The 15,605-nt window shown below is 66.9% G+C and carries 15 protein-coding genes; 7 read left to right on the forward strand and 8 right to left on the reverse strand.

What is annotated here, in order from left to right:
• The first annotated feature begins 1 nt into the window (after position 1).
• From DR843_RS14245 to DR843_RS14265, 5 genes are all read left to right on the forward strand, one after another.
• Positions 2-565 carry a copper resistance CopC family protein gene (locus tag DR843_RS14245; protein ID WP_109686848.1) on the forward strand — a complete coding sequence of 188 codons (564 nt, stop codon included), beginning with the start codon at positions 2-4 and terminating at the stop codon, positions 563-565.
• Between the two features lie 84 nt (positions 566-649).
• On the forward strand, positions 650-2,977 hold the full coding sequence (locus DR843_RS14250; RefSeq protein ID WP_109686850.1) for an FdhF/YdeP family oxidoreductase: 2,328 nt from the start codon (positions 650-652) through the stop codon (positions 2,975-2,977).
• A gap of 96 nt (positions 2,978-3,073) precedes the next feature.
• Positions 3,074-3,712: a DedA family protein gene (locus DR843_RS14255; RefSeq protein ID WP_109686852.1), complete on the forward strand. Its 639-nt coding sequence runs from the start codon at positions 3,074-3,076 to the stop codon at positions 3,710-3,712.
• 9 nt (positions 3,713-3,721) lie between these two features.
• On the forward strand, positions 3,722-4,645 hold the full coding sequence (locus DR843_RS14260; protein ID WP_109686854.1) for an LLM class F420-dependent oxidoreductase: 924 nt from the start codon (positions 3,722-3,724) through the stop codon (positions 4,643-4,645).
• Positions 4,646-4,673: 28 nt separating this feature from the next.
• Positions 4,674-5,159, forward strand: coding sequence for a GNAT family N-acetyltransferase (locus tag DR843_RS14265; protein ID WP_109686856.1), 486 nt, complete (start codon positions 4,674-4,676; stop codon positions 5,157-5,159).
• A gap of 50 nt (positions 5,160-5,209) precedes the next feature.
• Here the strand turns inward: DR843_RS14265 and DR843_RS14270 are convergent, their stop codons facing one another.
• The 6 genes from DR843_RS14270 to DR843_RS14295 all read right to left on the reverse strand — a co-directional run bounded on the left by DR843_RS14270 (position 5,210) and on the right by DR843_RS14295 (position 10,236).
• Positions 5,210-5,953 (reverse strand): LemA family protein, encoded by a 744-nt coding sequence (locus DR843_RS14270; protein ID WP_109686858.1) that lies wholly within the window; start codon positions 5,951-5,953, stop codon positions 5,210-5,212.
• A 33-nt stretch (positions 5,954-5,986) separates the two neighbouring features.
• Positions 5,987-7,057, reverse strand: a complete 1,071-nt coding sequence (cobA, locus tag DR843_RS14275) for a uroporphyrinogen-III C-methyltransferase (RefSeq protein WP_211310253.1) — start codon at positions 7,055-7,057, stop codon at positions 5,987-5,989.
• A 2-nt stretch (positions 7,058-7,059) separates the two neighbouring features.
• A complete protein-coding gene (pyrE, locus tag DR843_RS14280) occupies positions 7,060-7,608 on the reverse strand; it encodes an orotate phosphoribosyltransferase (RefSeq protein ID WP_425451580.1) in 549 nt (182 codons plus the stop codon).
• A gap of 16 nt (positions 7,609-7,624) precedes the next feature.
• The gene (locus tag DR843_RS14285) at positions 7,625-8,395 is read right to left on the reverse strand and encodes an SDR family NAD(P)-dependent oxidoreductase (RefSeq protein WP_109686864.1); all 771 of its coding nucleotides are present in this window, start codon (positions 8,393-8,395) and stop codon (positions 7,625-7,627) included.
• Positions 8,396-8,493: 98 nt separating this feature from the next.
• A complete protein-coding gene (locus DR843_RS14290) occupies positions 8,494-9,282 on the reverse strand; it encodes an exodeoxyribonuclease III (RefSeq protein WP_109686866.1) in 789 nt (262 codons plus the stop codon).
• Between the two features lie 9 nt (positions 9,283-9,291).
• Positions 9,292-10,236 carry a zinc-binding alcohol dehydrogenase family protein gene (locus tag DR843_RS14295; protein WP_109686867.1) on the reverse strand — a complete coding sequence of 315 codons (945 nt, stop codon included), beginning with the start codon at positions 10,234-10,236 and terminating at the stop codon, positions 9,292-9,294.
• Between the two features lie 66 nt (positions 10,237-10,302).
• Between DR843_RS14295 and DR843_RS14300 the strand changes: the two genes are divergently transcribed.
• Positions 10,303-10,899 carry a TetR/AcrR family transcriptional regulator C-terminal domain-containing protein gene (locus DR843_RS14300; RefSeq protein ID WP_109686869.1) on the forward strand — a complete coding sequence of 199 codons (597 nt, stop codon included), beginning with the start codon at positions 10,303-10,305 and terminating at the stop codon, positions 10,897-10,899.
• Between the two features lie 12 nt (positions 10,900-10,911).
• Here DR843_RS14300 and DR843_RS14305 read toward each other — a convergent pair whose 3' ends face one another.
• Positions 10,912-12,375, reverse strand: coding sequence for a purine-cytosine permease family protein (locus DR843_RS14305; protein WP_109686871.1), 1,464 nt, complete (start codon positions 12,373-12,375; stop codon positions 10,912-10,914).
• Between the two features lie 87 nt (positions 12,376-12,462).
• Entirely contained in the window at positions 12,463-13,995 is a 1,533-nt protein-coding gene (locus DR843_RS14310; protein WP_109686873.1) for an AMP-binding protein, read from the reverse strand.
• Positions 13,996-14,080: 85 nt separating this feature from the next.
• Between DR843_RS14310 and DR843_RS14315 the strand changes: the two genes are divergently transcribed.
• Positions 14,081-15,505, forward strand: a complete 1,425-nt coding sequence (locus DR843_RS14315; protein ID WP_109686875.1) for a flavin-containing monooxygenase — start codon at positions 14,081-14,083, stop codon at positions 15,503-15,505.
• The last annotated feature ends 100 nt before the right edge of the window (positions 15,506-15,605 follow it).

Genomic DNA, 15,605 nt, shown 5'->3' on the forward strand with positions numbered 1-15,605 from the left:
CATGCGCATCACCCGGCCGATCGGCGTACTCCTGTTGGCCTTGCTCTTCGGATTCGGCGTCGTGGCGCCGGCGAGCGCGCACGACTTCCTGGTGTCCAGCAACCCGGCGAACGGGTCGACGGTGAGCACCTCGCTGTCGAAGGTGACGCTGAGCTTCAACGACATCGTGCTGAGCCAGCCGTCCCGGCCCCAGGTCGAGGTCGTCGGCCCGGACGGCAAGCACTACGAAACCGGGTGTGCCACCTCGATCGACCGGGACGTCAGCGTGCCGGTGGCCCTCGGACCGAGCGGGACGTACGTCGTCACCTGGCGGATCGTGTCGGCTGACGGTCACCCGGTGTCAACGTCCATCTCTTTCCGCTACACCGGACCCGCGAGCGGCAGCGGTGCCGCCGAGGCTCCCGCCTGCCAGGCAGCCTCACCGTCCGCGGCCAGCACGCCCGCATCCAGCGGCGACCAGCCCACAGCAATGATCGCCCTGGTGATCGGCGTACTCGCGCTCGCTGCGGGTCTGATCGGGTGGCGGGTCTGGTCGACCCGGGGCCAGCGCACCTCAGGGCTCTGACCTCCAGGCAATCGCGTGTGCTCGCGCGCCACGTCGTGGAAAGCTGGGGTTGACGGTCCCAGCTAACAGTCAGGAGCGTGCCCGATGCACCGCAAAGCCCGCACCGAGGATTTCTCCGACAAGGACCTCGAGGTGTCGCGACCGGCGAAATTCGCGGTCGGGATCGAAGCTCCGGAGAAGTCCCTTGTCGCGGCCCTGGGCAACATCGGCGTCGAGCGCACGACCGAGGTCTCGCTGACGATCAACCACAAAAGGGGCTTCGACTGCCCCTCGTGCGCCTGGGCGAACCCGGACCATTCGAAGGCGCTGGAGTTCTGCGAGAACGGCATCAAGAACATCGTCTGGGACGCGACCCCGGTCGTCATCCAAGACAGCTTCTGGGCCGAGCACAGCCTCACCTCGATGCTCGACAAGAGTGAGTACTGGCTGGGCCAGCAGGGCCGGCTGACCACGCCGGTCTACAAGGCAGCTGGCTCAGACCACTACGCGCCGATCTCCTGGGATGACGCGCTGGACACCCTCGCCGACGCATTGCGGGGGTTGGACTCCCCCGACGAAGCGGTGTTCTACACCAGCGGCCGGATCATGAACGAGCCCGCATACCTGTTGCAGTTGTTCGCGCGCGCCTTCGGCACCAACAACCTGCCGGACTGCTCCAACCTGTGCCACGAGGCGACCGGCGCGGGGATGGTTCCCGCGATCGGGGTCGGCAAATCGTCGGTGCACTACGACGACTTCGGCATGTGCGACCTGGTCATCGTGATGGGTCAGAACCCGGGGACCAACCACCCGCGGATGCTGAACGCGTTGGAGGACGCCAAGCACGGCGGCGCCCAGATGGTCGCGGTCAACGCACTTCCGGAGGCGTCGCTGCTGCGCTACAAGAATCCGCAACAGATCTCCGGCCTGCTCGGGGAGGGAACCACGCTGGCCGACCAGTTCGTGCAGATCCGCTCCGGCGGTGACCAGTTCCTGATCCGAGCGGTGGCCAAGGCCGTGCTGCAGGCGGAGGCCGCCGCCCCGGGGACGGTGCTGGATCACGACTTCATCGACCGGTACTGCAGCGGGTTCGAGGCCTACCGCGACGCCATCCTGGCCATCGACGACCGGGAAATCCTGCAAGCCACCGGCCTGCACCAGTCGCAGATCGACGAGTTGGCCCAGCGCTACATCGACAGCAACGCCACCATCATCACCTGGGCCCTGGGCATCACCCAACAGAAGCAGGGCGCCGCGACCATCGCCGATATCATGAATCTGTTGCTGCTGAAAGGAAACATCGGCAAACCCGGCGCCGGAGCCTCGCCGGTCCGTGGACACAGCAACGTGCAAGGCGACCGGACCATGGGCGTCTGGGACAAGCTGCCAGCCGCCTTCGCCGCGGCGCTGAATAAGGAGTTCGGCTTCACCCCGCCCACGCAGAACGGTCTGGACTCCGTGGCCGCGATGAACGCCATCGACGCAGGCAAGGTCAAGGTCTTCGTCAGCTTCGCGGGCAACCTGGTCGCAGCGATGAGCGACTCCGCGCGCGCCGAGGACGGCATCCGCCAGGCCGACCTCACCGTGCAGGTGGCCACCAAACTCAACCGGTCGCACGTGGTGACCGGTAAGGCGTCCCTCTTGTTGCCGGTGCTGGTGCGGGCCGAGCGGGATGTCCAGGCCGACGGTCCGCAGATCGTCACCGCTGAGGACACCGTGTGTCGGATCAACATGAGCCACGGCGAGCTGCGCCCGATCTCCGATGACCTGCGCTCGGACGTGTGGGTGCTGTGCGAACTCGGCAAGCGGGTCCTGGGTTCGTCACGGCCGCGCATCGACTGGCAATCCTTCCAGGACAACTACGACACCATCCGCGACGCGATCAGCCGCACCATCCCGGGTTTCGAGGACTTCAACGAACGACTGCGCAAACAGAAGTCGTTCATCCTGCCGCACCCGCCGCGGGACTCACGGACGTTCCCGACGAAGAGCGGCAAGGCGCAGTTCACGGTGCAGACCACCGAAGCCATCGACGTGCCGCACGGGCGCTTACTGCTGCAGACGATGCGCGCCCACGACCAGCACAACACCACGATCTACTCGCTCAACGACCGCTACCGCGGCATCAAGGACGGCCGGTTCGTGGTCTTCGTGCATCCCGACGATCTGGCTGAGCGTGGCCTGACCGAGGGGCAGACCGTCGATGTCTTCAGTGAATGGCCCGGGGAACCCGACCGCGTGCTGCGCGGCTACCGGGCCGTGTCCTACCCGACCGTGCCCGGACACGCGGCGATGTACTTTCCCGAAGCCAACGTGCTGGTGCCCCGTGCCGCCGTCGACCCAGCCTGCAACACCCCGACCTCGAAACAGGTGATCATCCGGATCGAAGCAGGCACCGACCCGGTCCCCGGTGGCCGTCCGGTCGCGCACTGAGGCGACCACCCGGCGTACGCCGATGCAACTCGCCCCGGCTCGCCGCACAGCCGACGGCCAGGGATCAGCAGGGTCGCCACGTATCCTGACGCCGTGATGCACAGCCTCGGCCCGGATTTCATGGACCCCAACTACCTGCTGGATCAGTTCGGCGGTGCGTTCTTCTGGATCTCGATGCTGATCGTCTTCATCGAGTGCGGTCTGCTCTTTCCGATCCTGCCGGGTGACTCGCTGCTCTTCGCGATCGGACTGTTCATCGCCACCGACAAGATCGGTGTGTCGTTCTGGTTCGCGATCCCTGCACTGATCGTGGCCGCGTTCGCCGGCAACGTCGTCGGCTACGAGATCGGCCGGGCCGTCGGGCTGGCGATCTACGACCGCAACGGGCGGTTCATCAAACGCAAATACATCGACCAGACGCACGCCTTCTTCGAACGACATGGCAACAAGGCCCTGGTGATCGGCCGATTCGTGCCGATTGTGCGCACCTTCATCACCCTGGTCGCCGGTGTGGGGCAGATGGAGCGCCGCCGGTTCTTCACCTGGTCGGCCGTTGGCGCGGTCCTCTGGGTCGTCGTCGTGGTGCTCGCGGGAGCCCTGTTGGGCAAGGCGTTCCCCAGTCTGGGCAAGAACATCGACCTGGCCATCCTGGTGATCGTGTTCCTGTCCGTGCTGCCGATGATCTACGAGTGGGTCAAGCACCGCCGCGCGAAGACGGCCGACCCCGCGGCCTAATCTGGCCGTATGGACCTGCGGATCTTCACCGAACCCCAACAAGGCGCGACGTACGACGACCTGCTGAAGGTCGCCCAAGCCACCGAACTCCTCGGTTTCGACGCGTTCTTCCGGTCCGACCACTACCTGAGCATGGGCGGGGACGGCCTACCCGGCCCGACCGACGCCTGGCTCACCCTGGCCGCGCTCGCCCGCGAGACCCACCGCATCCGGCTGGGCACCCTGGTCACCTCGGCAACCTTCCGGCACCCCGGCCCGCTGGCCATCTCGGTGGCCCAGGTCGATCAGATGAGCGGCGGCCGGGTCGAATTCGGCTACGGTGCGGGCTGGTTCGAAGCCGAGCACGCGGCGTACGGGATCCCCTTCCCGCCCCTGGGTGAGCGGTTCAACCGCCTCGAAGAGGCGCTCGCGGTGATCACCGGTCTGTGGTCCACCCCGGTCGGTGAGACCTTCACGCACGCCGGCACGCACCTGCAGGTGACCGACTCACCTGCCCTCCCCAAGCCCACGCAGCCTGCCATCCCGGTCATCATCGGCGGCACCGGCAAGAAGCGCACGCCAGCCCTGGCCGCGGCGTACGCGAGCGAGTTCAACGTGCCGTTCCACAACCTCGACGAGGTGGTCCCGATCCTGGACCGGGTGCGCGCGGCGGTCGCGGCAGCCGACCGGCCCGCGGAGTCGATGACCTACTCCGTGGCGCAGGTCGTGTGTCTCGGCGCGACGGACGCGCAGCTGGCCAAGCGGGCCGAGGCGATCGGCCGCTCACCCCACGACGTTGTCAGGGATGGGCTCGGCGGGACGGCCGAGCAGATCCTGGCGAAACTGGCGGCGTTCGCCGACGCCGGGATCTCCCGGGTGTACCTACAGGTGCTGGACCTGCAGGACCTGGATCACCTGGAGCAAATCGCCGACCAGGTGCTGCGCCGCCTCTAGCGCCCCTCGCCCCTTTAGGTTGGACCTCATGGCCAACTTGCCCAGCCTGACCCTCACCCCCGCGAGCGACGACGAACTGGTCGAGTTCATCGCCCAGCAGAAGGTCTCCTACCTGCGTGACCTCATCGAGCAAGGCGGGCTCAGCGAGGCTGCTGCGCAAGCCAATTCGGATGCCACCTGGAGCGGGCTGGTCCCCGACGGCATCCACCCGATCGACGGCAACGAGATCATGATCGCCCGGGACGTGGACGGCCAGCGCATCGGCGTGTTGTGGATGTCAGTGCGCTCTCACGGCGACGAGGAGTACGCCTGGATCTACGACATCGAGGTGGACCCGCAGGTGCGCAACCGCGGGTACGGCCGCGCCCTGATGCTCGCGGCCGAGGAGTGGACCCGCCAGAAGGGTCTGACCTCGTTGCAGCTCAACGTCTTCGGCGGGAACACCGCTGCGCGGGCGCTCTACCGCTCGCTCGGTTTCGTCGAGAACGCGGTGCAGATGAGCAAGCAGGTGTGACCCCACAACAACAACGGCCCCCATCTCGGGGGCCGTTGTCATGAGGGTTCTTACTGACCGTAGGGCTGCTGCGGCGGCTGCTGGGGCTGCTGCACCGGCTGCGCCTGCGGCTCCGGGGTCGGGATCTGCTCGGGAGCGGCGGCCGGCGGTGCCTGGGTCGCAGCCGGCGGCTGGGTCGAGGCCGGCAACTGACCCGCGTTCGGGTCGAAGCTGACCTGCGGCGCCGCGGAGGCCCCACCCGGACCGAACTGCACGTTCGGGGTCTCCAGCGCGGCGTCCTCGGCCTCGAAGTAGTCGGCGCGCGTGGCCCCGGCCATCCCGGCGAAGAACTTCGAGGGAACGGTCTCGATCTTGGTGTTCAACTCGCGCACGTTGGCGTTGTAGTAACGCCGCGCCGATGCGATGCGGTCCTCGGTGGCGGTCAACTCGTTCTGCAGGGCGATGAAGTTCTGGTTCGCCTTCAGATCGGGGTAGGCCTCCGACACCGCGATCAACCGACCCAGCGCCTGGCTCAGTTCGCCTTCAGCGGCAGCGGCCTCGTGCGGGCTGCCGGCGTTCATCGCAGCGCTGCGCGCTTTCATCACGTCCTGCAGCGTGCCGCTCTCGTGTTGGGCGTAGCCCTGGACGGTGTTGACCAGGTTGGGAATCAGGTCGTGCCGACGCTTCAGCTCGACATCGACTTGGTGCCAGGACTCCTGCACCAGGTTCTTCTGTTTGACCAGACCGTTGTACTGGCCGAGCACGAAGGCACCGCCAGCCAGGATCAGGAGGAGGATGATCAGCAGGAAGATCATGAGCAGTTCCCTTCCAGGGTAGGTAGCTCGACTCTAGTGGGCACGAAGCACCCGGGTCACTTCTCCAACAACAATCACCGCCGGGTTACCGATCGCACTTTCTGCAACAACGTCGGCAATAGTGGCCAGGGTTCCGTCCGCAACCTTTTGCTGGGGAGTCGATGCTCGGTGCACGACGGCGACCGGCGTGTCGGCAGCCCGGCCGGCGCCGATCAGGCCAGCAGCCAACTCCCGCAACCTGCCCATGCCCATGAGTACGACGATCGTGTGCGGCCAGCGGGCCAACAGTTCCGGCTCGATCTGGTCGTGTCCGGAGATCACCAGCACCCCGTGCGACATTGCCCGGTGCGTCACCGGGATGTCCGCCGCGGCCGGACCGGCGAACGCCGAGGTGATGCCCGGGACGACCAGCACCGGTACGCCGGCCGCGCGGCAGGCGAGCACCTCCTCGCCGCCTCGTCCCAGCAGGTAGGAGTCACCGCCCTTGAGTCGGACGACCCGCTGCCCCTGCCGGGCTCTGTCGACGAGGATCTGGTTGATCTCCGCCTGCGGGACCGGGTGGTGGTAGGGCGTCTTGCCGACGTCGATGATCTCCGTGGCTGCAGGTACGGCGCTCACGGGCGCAAGCCGGTCGGTCACCACGACGTCGGCATGCTGCAGAGCCTTCCAGCCGGCCAGCGTCAGGAGGTCCGGATCCCCAGGACCGCCGCCGACCAGAGTCACCGACCCGGGTGCCGCCTCGGTGGAGTGCGCTGGGGCCGGGGCGATCGGCGTACCTGCCTCGGGCTGGGCATGACTCTGGACCATTTCGAACCAGATGCCGCGCGCGTCGCACCACGCCTTGAGTTGCTCGCGTGCGTCGGCGTCCGCGTCGGGTGCGCTGACCAGCCAAGCCCCGTCGAGGTCGTCGGCAGCGACGGGACGAGCGGTCCAGGTGAAGGTCCGGTCGGCGTAGGCCTGGGTCAGGTCGGCACCGATCGTCGATGCGATGACCTCGACCAGCGCCCCGTCGGCCAGCAGTTCGCGGACTCGGGCGCCCGCTCGCGCACCACCGGTCGCAACGACGACGCGGCGGCCGCGCAGATCCAGCGATACGAGCGCCACGCTCAGGCCAGACCGAGCTCGCCCAGGCCGTAGGCGAACAGGTACGGCACGCCCTCGGCTTCGACGCGTTCCTTGGCGCCAGTGGAGCGGTCGGCGATGACCGCGACGGCGACCACCTCGGCGCCGATCTCGCGAGCCGCGGCGACGGCTTCGAGCGCGGAAGCGCCTGTGGTGGAGGTGTCTTCGACGATCAGCACCCGCCGACCCTTGATCGCGGGCCCTTCGATCCGCTGCTGCAGACCGTGCGCCTTGCCCGACTTGCGCACCACGAACGCATCAATGGCACCCGCGGCGGCGTGCATGGTGGCTGTGGCGACGGGGTCCGCGCCCATCGTCAGGCCGCCGACCGCGTCGTAGTCAAGGTCCTTGGTGAGCTCGCGAATAACCCGGCCGACCAACGGAGCGGCCTTACCGGACAGGGTGATTCGGCGCAGGTCGACGTAGTAGTCGGCTTCCTTGCCGCTGGAGAGCGTGACCTTGCCCCAGACGATCGCGTCGTTCTTGATGTGATCGAGCAGTTGGGTCCGGTCGGCGGCGATATCCGTGGCGATCTCGGTCACGTGGTCTCTACTCCTGGTTGCGGTGGGTCGAGGCGATCCGGCGGCTGCGGATCAACGGGCGGGGTGCGGCGCGCAGCAGGGTCGTGAGGACCTTGTACTGCGCACCGGGCACACTGATGGTCTTACCTTTGTCTGCGGCGGCAAGTCCTTCGGACACAACGTCTTTCAACGGCACCCACATGAAATCGGGGGTACTGCTGCGGTCGATGTCACCGGAGGAATGGAAGTCGGTGTGCACGAAACCGGGGCATACCGCGGTGACCGTCACACCGGTGCCGCTGAGTTGGCCCGCCAGGGACTCACTGAAGACGGTCACCCAGGACTTCGCCGCGGCGTACGTGCCGGAGGCCATCCAGCCCGCGACCGACGAGACGTTGATGATCCGGCCGGTTTTGCGCCCGCGCATGGCGTTGCCGGCGGCGTGGCTGAGCACAAGAGTCGCGCGCACGAGGACGTTGAGCAGGCGCTCCTCATCCTCGACCGGGTTGTCCAGGAACGGTTTGGCCAACCCGAACCCGGCGTTGTTCACCAGTACGTCGATCGGCCGGCTCTGGTCGGCCAGCCGGTCGGCGACCGTCTGAAGTTGGGCCCTGTCGTTGAGGTCGGCGACCAGGATCTCGACGCTCACCTGGTTGGCGGTCTCGATCTCGGACTTGACCTGCAGCAGCTCGGGTTCGCGCCGGGCCACGATCACCAGGTCGTGACCCTGGGCGGCGAGTTGGTCGGCGAATTCGCGGCCGATGCCGGAGCTGGCGCCGGTGATCAGGGCGGTGGGCATACGGCCGATTCTAGGTGTGCGCGGCAAATGCGCGGGTTGTCGACACCTGCGCGACCTATAACCCGCGCATCTGTCGACAAGTCGCGCATCTGGGACGGTCAGTCCAGGGTGACGACGACCGGCGCGTGATCGGAGGCGCCCTTGCCCTTGCGTTCCTCGCGATCGATGAACGCATCGGTCACGCGCGCTTGCACAGCCGGGGTCCCCAGCGCGAAATCGATCCGCATGCCCTGCTTCTTGGGGAAGCGCAACTGCGTGTAGTCCCAGTAGGTGTAAACCCCCGGGCCGGGGGTGTACGGCCGGACCAGATCGGCGTACCCAGCATCGACGATGGCCTCGAAGGCCGCTCGCTCCGGTGGGGTCACGTGCGTCTTGCCCTCGAAAAAGGCCGGATCCCAAACGTCTTCGTCAGTGGGTGCGATATTCCAGTCACCAGCCAGGATCACCTGGGCGTCCTTGTCCTGCGCCAGCCAACCACTCGCCGCGTCACGCAGCTTGGCCAACCAGTCCAGCTTGTAGGCGTAGTGCTCATGGCCGACCTCACGCCCGTTGGGCACGTAGAGCGACCAGACCCGGACGCCTGCGCAGGTCGCACCGATGGCGCGGGCCTCGCTGACGGCCGGATCGCCGTACGTCGGGATGTCCGGGAAGCCCACCTGCACCTCATCCAGCCCCACCCGGGAGATGATCGCGACGCCGTTCCATTGGTTCAGACCGTGGTGCGCGATCTGATAGCCGAGCGCATCGATCGGCATCGAGGGGAACTGGTCGTCACGGCACTTGGTCTCCTGCAGCAGCAGGACGTCCAGGTCGTGCCGCTCCAGCACGCCGACCACCCGGTCGATGCGGGAGCGGATGGAGTTGACGTTCCAGGTCGCGATGCGCACCTCACCACCTTAGGAGCCGGGTATGACAACCGCCCGCGTCGGTCCCGTGTGCGACCAAGCCCGCTCAACTTCCGCAATCGGGTACGCCGTGTAGGGCACCTCCAGCCGCCCTGCGGCGATGTGTCCGATCAGCTCCGGGAGTTGCTGGAGCATCTGCTGGGTTGAGACCGAACCGGCGCCGCTGCCGCTGAGTCGGAGGCGCCGCGAGCGCAGCAGGGTCGAGGGAACGGCCGCCTCAGCGCCGGCGAGCGAGCCGATCTGGACGTAGGAGATGTCGGCGGTGTCCTCGTGCAGACCAGTGCGACCCAAGGCTGCGAAGGCGAGTTGCGCCACGTCGCCCCACACGTAGTCGAGCACCATCTCCGGGTCGCCGGTCTCGCCGAGTTGCGTTGTCGCGTCTGGATCCCCGAGGTCGACGGTCACGGCACCCGTTGCCCGGAGTTGCTCGAGAACTGCCTGGTTGCGACCGACGGCCACGACCTGTGCGGCACCCAACAGAAAAGCCTCCTGCACCGCGAGCCGCCCGGACATGCCGGTGGCACCCAGCACCCAGACGGTGCCAAGGCAGCCAAGTTCGTTGTGCCGGGTCTTCAGCGGCCACCATCCCGAACCGGCCGGATTCATACCGGCCGCAACTGCCAACGGGTCGGCACCGACGGGGACCGGAATCGCGAGGCGAGCGGCCATCCGTTGCGCCATCGTGCCCCACGGCGCGCGCACGTGCCCGGTGTAGACCAGGTCTCCGCCCGACGTACGGGCGACGGCGTCTACACCCGGCAGCTGGGGATAGCGGCCGCTGCTGCCGTAGTGCCGGCCCGACGCCAGCGAGCGCACCACCTGGTGCACCCCGGCGCCAACCAACTCGAAAACCTGCTCACCGTCGATCGGTTCGGGCTCGGGGAAGTCACCGCTGATCGGGTCGTGGCCGGCTTGCTCGACGATAGCTGCTCTCATCACCAGTGTCCTTAACTAAGTTCAGTTACCTCTCCATCGTGCGCTTAACTTTGTTAAACTGTCAAGGTGGCCCGAGGACTGACGAAGCAAACGGTGGTCGACGCGGCCCTGGAAGTCCTCGACGACGGCGGAATCGATGCGGTGACGGTGCGCAACGTGGCGGCCAGGCTGGACGTGAAGGCGCCCGCGCTCTACTGGCACGTGAAGAGCAAGCAGGCACTCCTCGACGAGATGGGCACCGAAATCCAGCGCCGGGTGATGGCGCGCATCAGTCCCGGGCCCTGGCCGCGATCGCTCGCCTCCTACGCACGGGCGCTGCGCGCCGAATACCTGGCTCATCGCGATGGCGCTCGCACCTTCAGCGGGACCCGGTTGACCGATGTCAGCGTGTTGCGCGCCCAGGAGCCGATGCTGCAGACCGCTGTGGCTGAGGGGCTTTCACTCGAAGAAGTGGTCCTGGCCACCGAACTGGTGACGGCGTTCGTGACTGGCTTCGTGATCGAGGAGCAGGAGCGCGCCCAGTCCGCGGGCGACCGGCGCTACTCCCTGGCGGACCGCACCGCGGCGCTGGGCGACGACGTCCCGTTGGTGATCGCGGCTGGTGAAGTCTTGTACGCCGATCCAGACGCCCGCTTCGAGGCCCACCTGGCGCGACTCATCTGACCAGCTGCGGGCTCACGGCAACTGGTGCGCAGCAGCCGCTTGCTCGATCTCGTCAGCCTGCTGCCGGGCCAGCTCCTCCTCGCCGGCGAGGTCGAGGTGTCTGGTGAACAGCCAGTACGCAACGGCCGCAACCGGTAGCCCGATGAACATCGAGATGTCCACGCCGCCCATCGCCTTCGCCGCCGCACCCTCATAGAAGTCGCCGATGTAGAAGAACGGGACCATCGCTGCGAAACCCAGGAGGTAGGCGACGATGCCCGGCCAGGCCCACACCCGGTAGATACCGTCCGGCTTGAAGATCTCCGCGATCGCGTAGTGCCCGCGCCGCACGATGAAGTAGTCCGTCAGGTTGACGGCGGTCCAGGGGATGAACAGGTACAGGATCAGCAGCAGGAAGTCCTCAAAATCGCTGAGGAAGTCCGCCGTCGCCGCGAGGGCGAAGACCAGCGACAACACAGCCGTGATGACGATCGTCACGATCCGGATCCGCAGGGTCGGCTTGATGGCGGTAAAGCTGTCGATGGACGAGATCAACGTGAGCGATCCGCCGTACATGTTCAAGGCGGTCACCGAGATCAACCCGAGACCGAAGACGACCAGCGCGATCGGACCGAAGCCGGAGAACAGTTGCTGCGCGACGTTCTTCAGGTCCACGACGGTGTTCTCGCCGATGTCCTTGGCCGAGGTGGCGATGTAGGAGCCGAGGAACATCACCCACAGACCGCCCAGGGCGCTGCCCCAGAACGTCCAGTTGAAGGTGCTGCGGGTCGGAGTGTCCTTGGGCAGGTAGCGGGAGTAGTCCGAGACGTAGATCGCCCAGGAGATCTGGTAGCCGGCCGCCACCCCGACCTGGCCGAAGAACGGTGCCGCATGGAAACCACCGAGGTCGAACTGCCCAGGCGGGACGCGCAGATGCACGAGCGCCGAGATGGTGATCAGGGCGAGCACGATCATGGTCAGGACCATCAGATACTTCTCGACCGTGTGGATCAGGTCGTAGCCGACCAGCGCGATGCCGACGGCGACGATCGTCACGATCCACAGCCACAGATGGTTGTCGGATTGGCTCTCACTGATCGCGCCGCCGATCGACTCTCCCGCCAGGACGGTGTTGAAGATGTTGAACCCGGCGTACTGGATGTAGGCGAACAGCCACACCAGCAGCGCGCCGCGGTAGCCGAACTGCGGGCGGGATTGGATCATCTGCGGCAGGCCGAGTTGCGGACCTTGCGAGGAGTGCGCGGCCATGAAGATCGTGCCGATCAACACCCCGATCACAATCGCGATGAACGACCAGATCAGGTTGCCGCCCCCGGTGATGCTGATCAAACCCGTTGCCAGCGTGGCCAGTTGGGCGTTGCACATGAACCACAGCGGCCCCAGCTGGGAGGCGCGACCGTGCCGCTCGGACAACGGGACGTAGTCGATGGACCGGGTTTCCAGTCCACGGGACCGGGCGCGTTCGGCAGTGCTCATGGCTCAGTGTCTGCGCGCGTGGTGACCCCGTGGTGAAGTGGGCAGCTGGGAGTTACCTGGCAATCGACGTACGCCGATCGCGGGCGGTCAGTTCACCTGCTTGGACTTACCCTCCCAGTACGGCTGCCGCAGCTTGAACTTCTGCAACTTGCCGGTCGCCGTACGGGCCAATTCGTCCCGGAACTCGACCTTCTTGGGCAGCTTGTATCCCGCCAACCGGGTGCGACAGTGCGCGATGAGCTCTTCCTCGCTCACCTCGGTCTCGACCACGACGAGAGCGGTCACCATCTCGCCCCACTTCTCGTCCGGGATACCGATGACGGCCGCCTCGCGGACCGCGGGGTGGGAGATGATCGCGTCCTCCACCTCGATGGAGGAGACGTTCTCACCACCGGAGATGATCACGTCCTTCTTGCGGTCGGCGATCGTCAGATAGCCGTCCTCGAAGGTGCCGCCGTCGCCGGTGTGGAACCAGTTCTGCGCCTGCGCCTCCCCCGTCGCCCCCGGGTTGTCCCAGTAGGCGTCGAGGTTGTGGTTGCTCTGCGCGAGCACCTCACCGGTCTCGTCGATCTTGATCCGTACGCCGAGTGCCGGAGCCCCAGCGCGACCCAACTTCTTCGCCTGCTCACTCGCATCGAGGTCATCCCACTCCGCCCGCATCCGGGACATCGTCAGCAGTGGGGCGGTCTCGGTGAGGCCGTAGATCTGGATGAACTCCCAGCCCAGTTCCTCGCGCACCCGCTCGATGACGCGCGTGGGCGGCGGGGCACCGGCCACCACGATGCGGGTGGTGTCACGTCCCGGGATCGGACCGTCCCAATCGCGCGCAGCATCCAGCGCGGCGGTCACCACCGCCGGCGCGGCACACATGAAGGTCACGCCGTACTTCTCCACCCGGCGCAGGATCTCGGCCCCATCGACCTTGCGCAGCACGATGTGTTTGCCGCCCAGTCCGGTGATCCCGTACGGCATCCCCCAACCGTTGGCGTGGAACATCGGCAGCGTGTGCAGATAGACATCCCGATCGGTGACGCTGGCGTGCAGCGCGAAGACGGTGGCGTTGAGCCAATTGTTGCGGTGGGTGAGTTGCACGCCTTTGGGGCGGGCCGTCGTACCCGAGGTGTAGTTGATCGTCGCGGTCGCCCGCTCGTCGCCCGCCCACGGCACCGGATCGGCTCCCGTCGCGCCCCAGATCTGCTCGTCGTCGCGGCCGAGGACGAAAACGTGCTTGGCCGTGATGTTTTCGATCAGCGGCTGCAACTCGGGGTCGATCATGACGACCTCGGACCCGCTGTGCTCGATGATGTATTCGACCTCGGCCACGGACAGGCGGAAGTTCACCGGCACCAGGACCCGTCCCCAGCCGGAGACCCCGAAGAATGAGGTGAGCATGCGGGCGCTGTTCTGGGAGATGATCGCGACCCGGCCACCGACCGGCACTTCCAGGCGGTCGAGGTTGGCTGCCTGGTTGCGAGCGAGTTGGTCCAGCTGCGCGTAGGTCAACTCACCGCCACCGAACGGCGGTGCGGGCTGGTCGGGTTCGTCGACGACTGCGACACGGTCGGGGTAGACCGTCACGGCTCGGTCGAGGAAGTCGCGGACGGTGAGCGGAAACTCCATGATCGTCTCCCTGTGAGTTGGGTCACCTTCATTCTGCCCCGGCCACCTTCGCGGTGTGACCCGGGTCGGGAACTAACGTGGTGCCATGGCCGATGTGGACGTTGTTGTCGTCGGAGCCGGGTTCGCCGGGCTCGGGATGGCCATCGCCCTGCAACAGGCCGGACGCTCGTACGTCGTGCTCGAGCGAGCGGGCGACCTCGGCGGCGTGTGGCGCGACAACCGGTATCCCGGGGTGACCGCCGACTCCCCCGCCCATCTGTATTCCTATTCGTTCGAGCCGAATCCGCTCTGGTCCCGCGCGCACGCGCCCGGCGACGAGATCCAGGACTACCTGGCCTACTGCGCCGAGCACTACGGCGTGCTGCCGCAGCTCCGGTTCAACACCACGGTGCAGGCCGCGCGATTCACCGGCGAGGGCTGGGAGTGCTCGATCGTCACCGACGAGGGCGAGATCGAGCAACTGACCGGGCAACACCTGGTCCTGGCCGTGGGAACGTACGGCGATCCGCGCCTGCCGCACCTGCCCGGGCTCGAGTCGTTCGAGGGTGCGGTCATGCACACCAGCTCCTGGGATCCCGCGGTCCCGATCGTCGGGGAGCACATCGCCGTCATCGGAACCGGTTGTGCAGCAAGCCAACTGATCCCGCAGCTAGTGGGCGACGCCGCGGAGGTCACCGTCTTCCAGCAACATGCGTCGTGGGTGCTGCCGCATCTGGACCCGGGGTACGCCGATGGGCTGGCCAACGCCTACGAGCACCGACCGTGGCTGATGAAGGCGCACCGGTTGAAGCTGCGGGCGACCGCGGAAGCCTCCGGTGTCGGTTACACCACCCGGCCGTCGTTGCTGCGGGCCCAGGAGAAGCTGGCCGCCACCTATCTGGCTCGCAGCGTGACTGACCCGGCGCTTCGCGCCACGCTTACGCCAACCGACCGGCTCGGCGAGAGCACCGTCGTGCACAGCAACGACTACCTACCGGCGCTGGCCGCCGCCAACGTATCCGTGGTGAGCTCATCCATCGAATCCGTCACGGGGACAGCGGTTCTCACCTCGGATGGCCAGCAGCATCCGTGTGACGTGATCGTCCTGGCCACCGGATTCGAGACGTACGGCGCGTTGCGGCTGATCGACGTACGGGCCGCTGGCGGCGCGGGGCTGGCCGAGCGCTTCGCGGGCCCGGTGTCGTCGTACTTCGGCGTGGCCCTGCCCGATCTGCCGAACCTGTTCTTGCTCGGCGGACCCAACACGCAGGTCCCGTGGACGTCGGTGATCCCGGTTTACGAGGCCCAGATCGATTTAGTGACAAGGGTGTTGACCGAGGCGCACCGGCGACACGTGAACACGGTGCAAGTGCGCCCGCAGGTCGTCCCCGCCCTGCGCACGGAACTGGACCGTCGCTTGGAGCGCAGCGCGTTCGGTCCGGATGCCGTCAACCGGGTGTGGCCGTCGTCGGTCGCGGAGTACGAGCGGCGGGTCCGCAAAGCAAACCTGGTCGACTTCCAGTTCAGCTGAACCCGAGGCCCAACCCAGGTGAGCCCGGAGGTTGCCACGACATCGCCGGCCCGGACGCGCTCACGAAGGGTGGAGGTACAACCCCGACCTAACCGCTTCG

The organism is Branchiibius hedensis (assembly GCF_900108585.1).
In the GTDB taxonomy this organism is placed as follows: domain Bacteria; phylum Actinomycetota; class Actinomycetes; order Actinomycetales; family Dermatophilaceae; genus Branchiibius; species Branchiibius hedensis.

Bases quoted from the DNA above. Each gene is read 5' to 3' on its own strand.
- DR843_RS14250 (WP_109686850.1), top strand. From the start codon at position 650: ATGCACCGCAAAGCCCGCACCGAGGATTTCTCCGACAAGGACCTCGAG.
- DR843_RS14295 (WP_109686867.1), bottom strand. From the start codon at position 10,236: ATGAGAGCAGCTATCGTCGAGCAAGCCGGCCACGACCCGATCAGCGGT.
- DR843_RS14245 (WP_109686848.1), top strand. From the start codon at position 2: ATGCGCATCACCCGGCCGATCGGCGTACTCCTGTTGGCCTTGCTCTTC.
- DR843_RS14285 (WP_109686864.1), bottom strand. From the start codon at position 8,395: ATGCCCACCGCCCTGATCACCGGCGCCAGCTCCGGCATCGGCCGCGAA.
- DR843_RS14265 (WP_109686856.1), top strand. From the start codon at position 4,674: ATGGCCAACTTGCCCAGCCTGACCCTCACCCCCGCGAGCGACGACGAA.
- DR843_RS14305 (WP_109686871.1), bottom strand. From the start codon at position 12,375: ATGAGCACTGCCGAACGCGCCCGGTCCCGTGGACTGGAAACCCGGTCC.
- DR843_RS14310 (WP_109686873.1), bottom strand. From the start codon at position 13,995: ATGGAGTTTCCGCTCACCGTCCGCGACTTCCTCGACCGAGCCGTGACG.
- DR843_RS14270 (WP_109686858.1), bottom strand. From the start codon at position 5,953: ATGATCTTCCTGCTGATCATCCTCCTCCTGATCCTGGCTGGCGGTGCC.
- DR843_RS14260 (WP_109686854.1), top strand. From the start codon at position 3,722: ATGGACCTGCGGATCTTCACCGAACCCCAACAAGGCGCGACGTACGAC.
- DR843_RS14255 (WP_109686852.1), top strand. From the start codon at position 3,074: ATGCACAGCCTCGGCCCGGATTTCATGGACCCCAACTACCTGCTGGAT.
- DR843_RS14315 (WP_109686875.1), top strand. From the start codon at position 14,081: ATGGCCGATGTGGACGTTGTTGTCGTCGGAGCCGGGTTCGCCGGGCTC.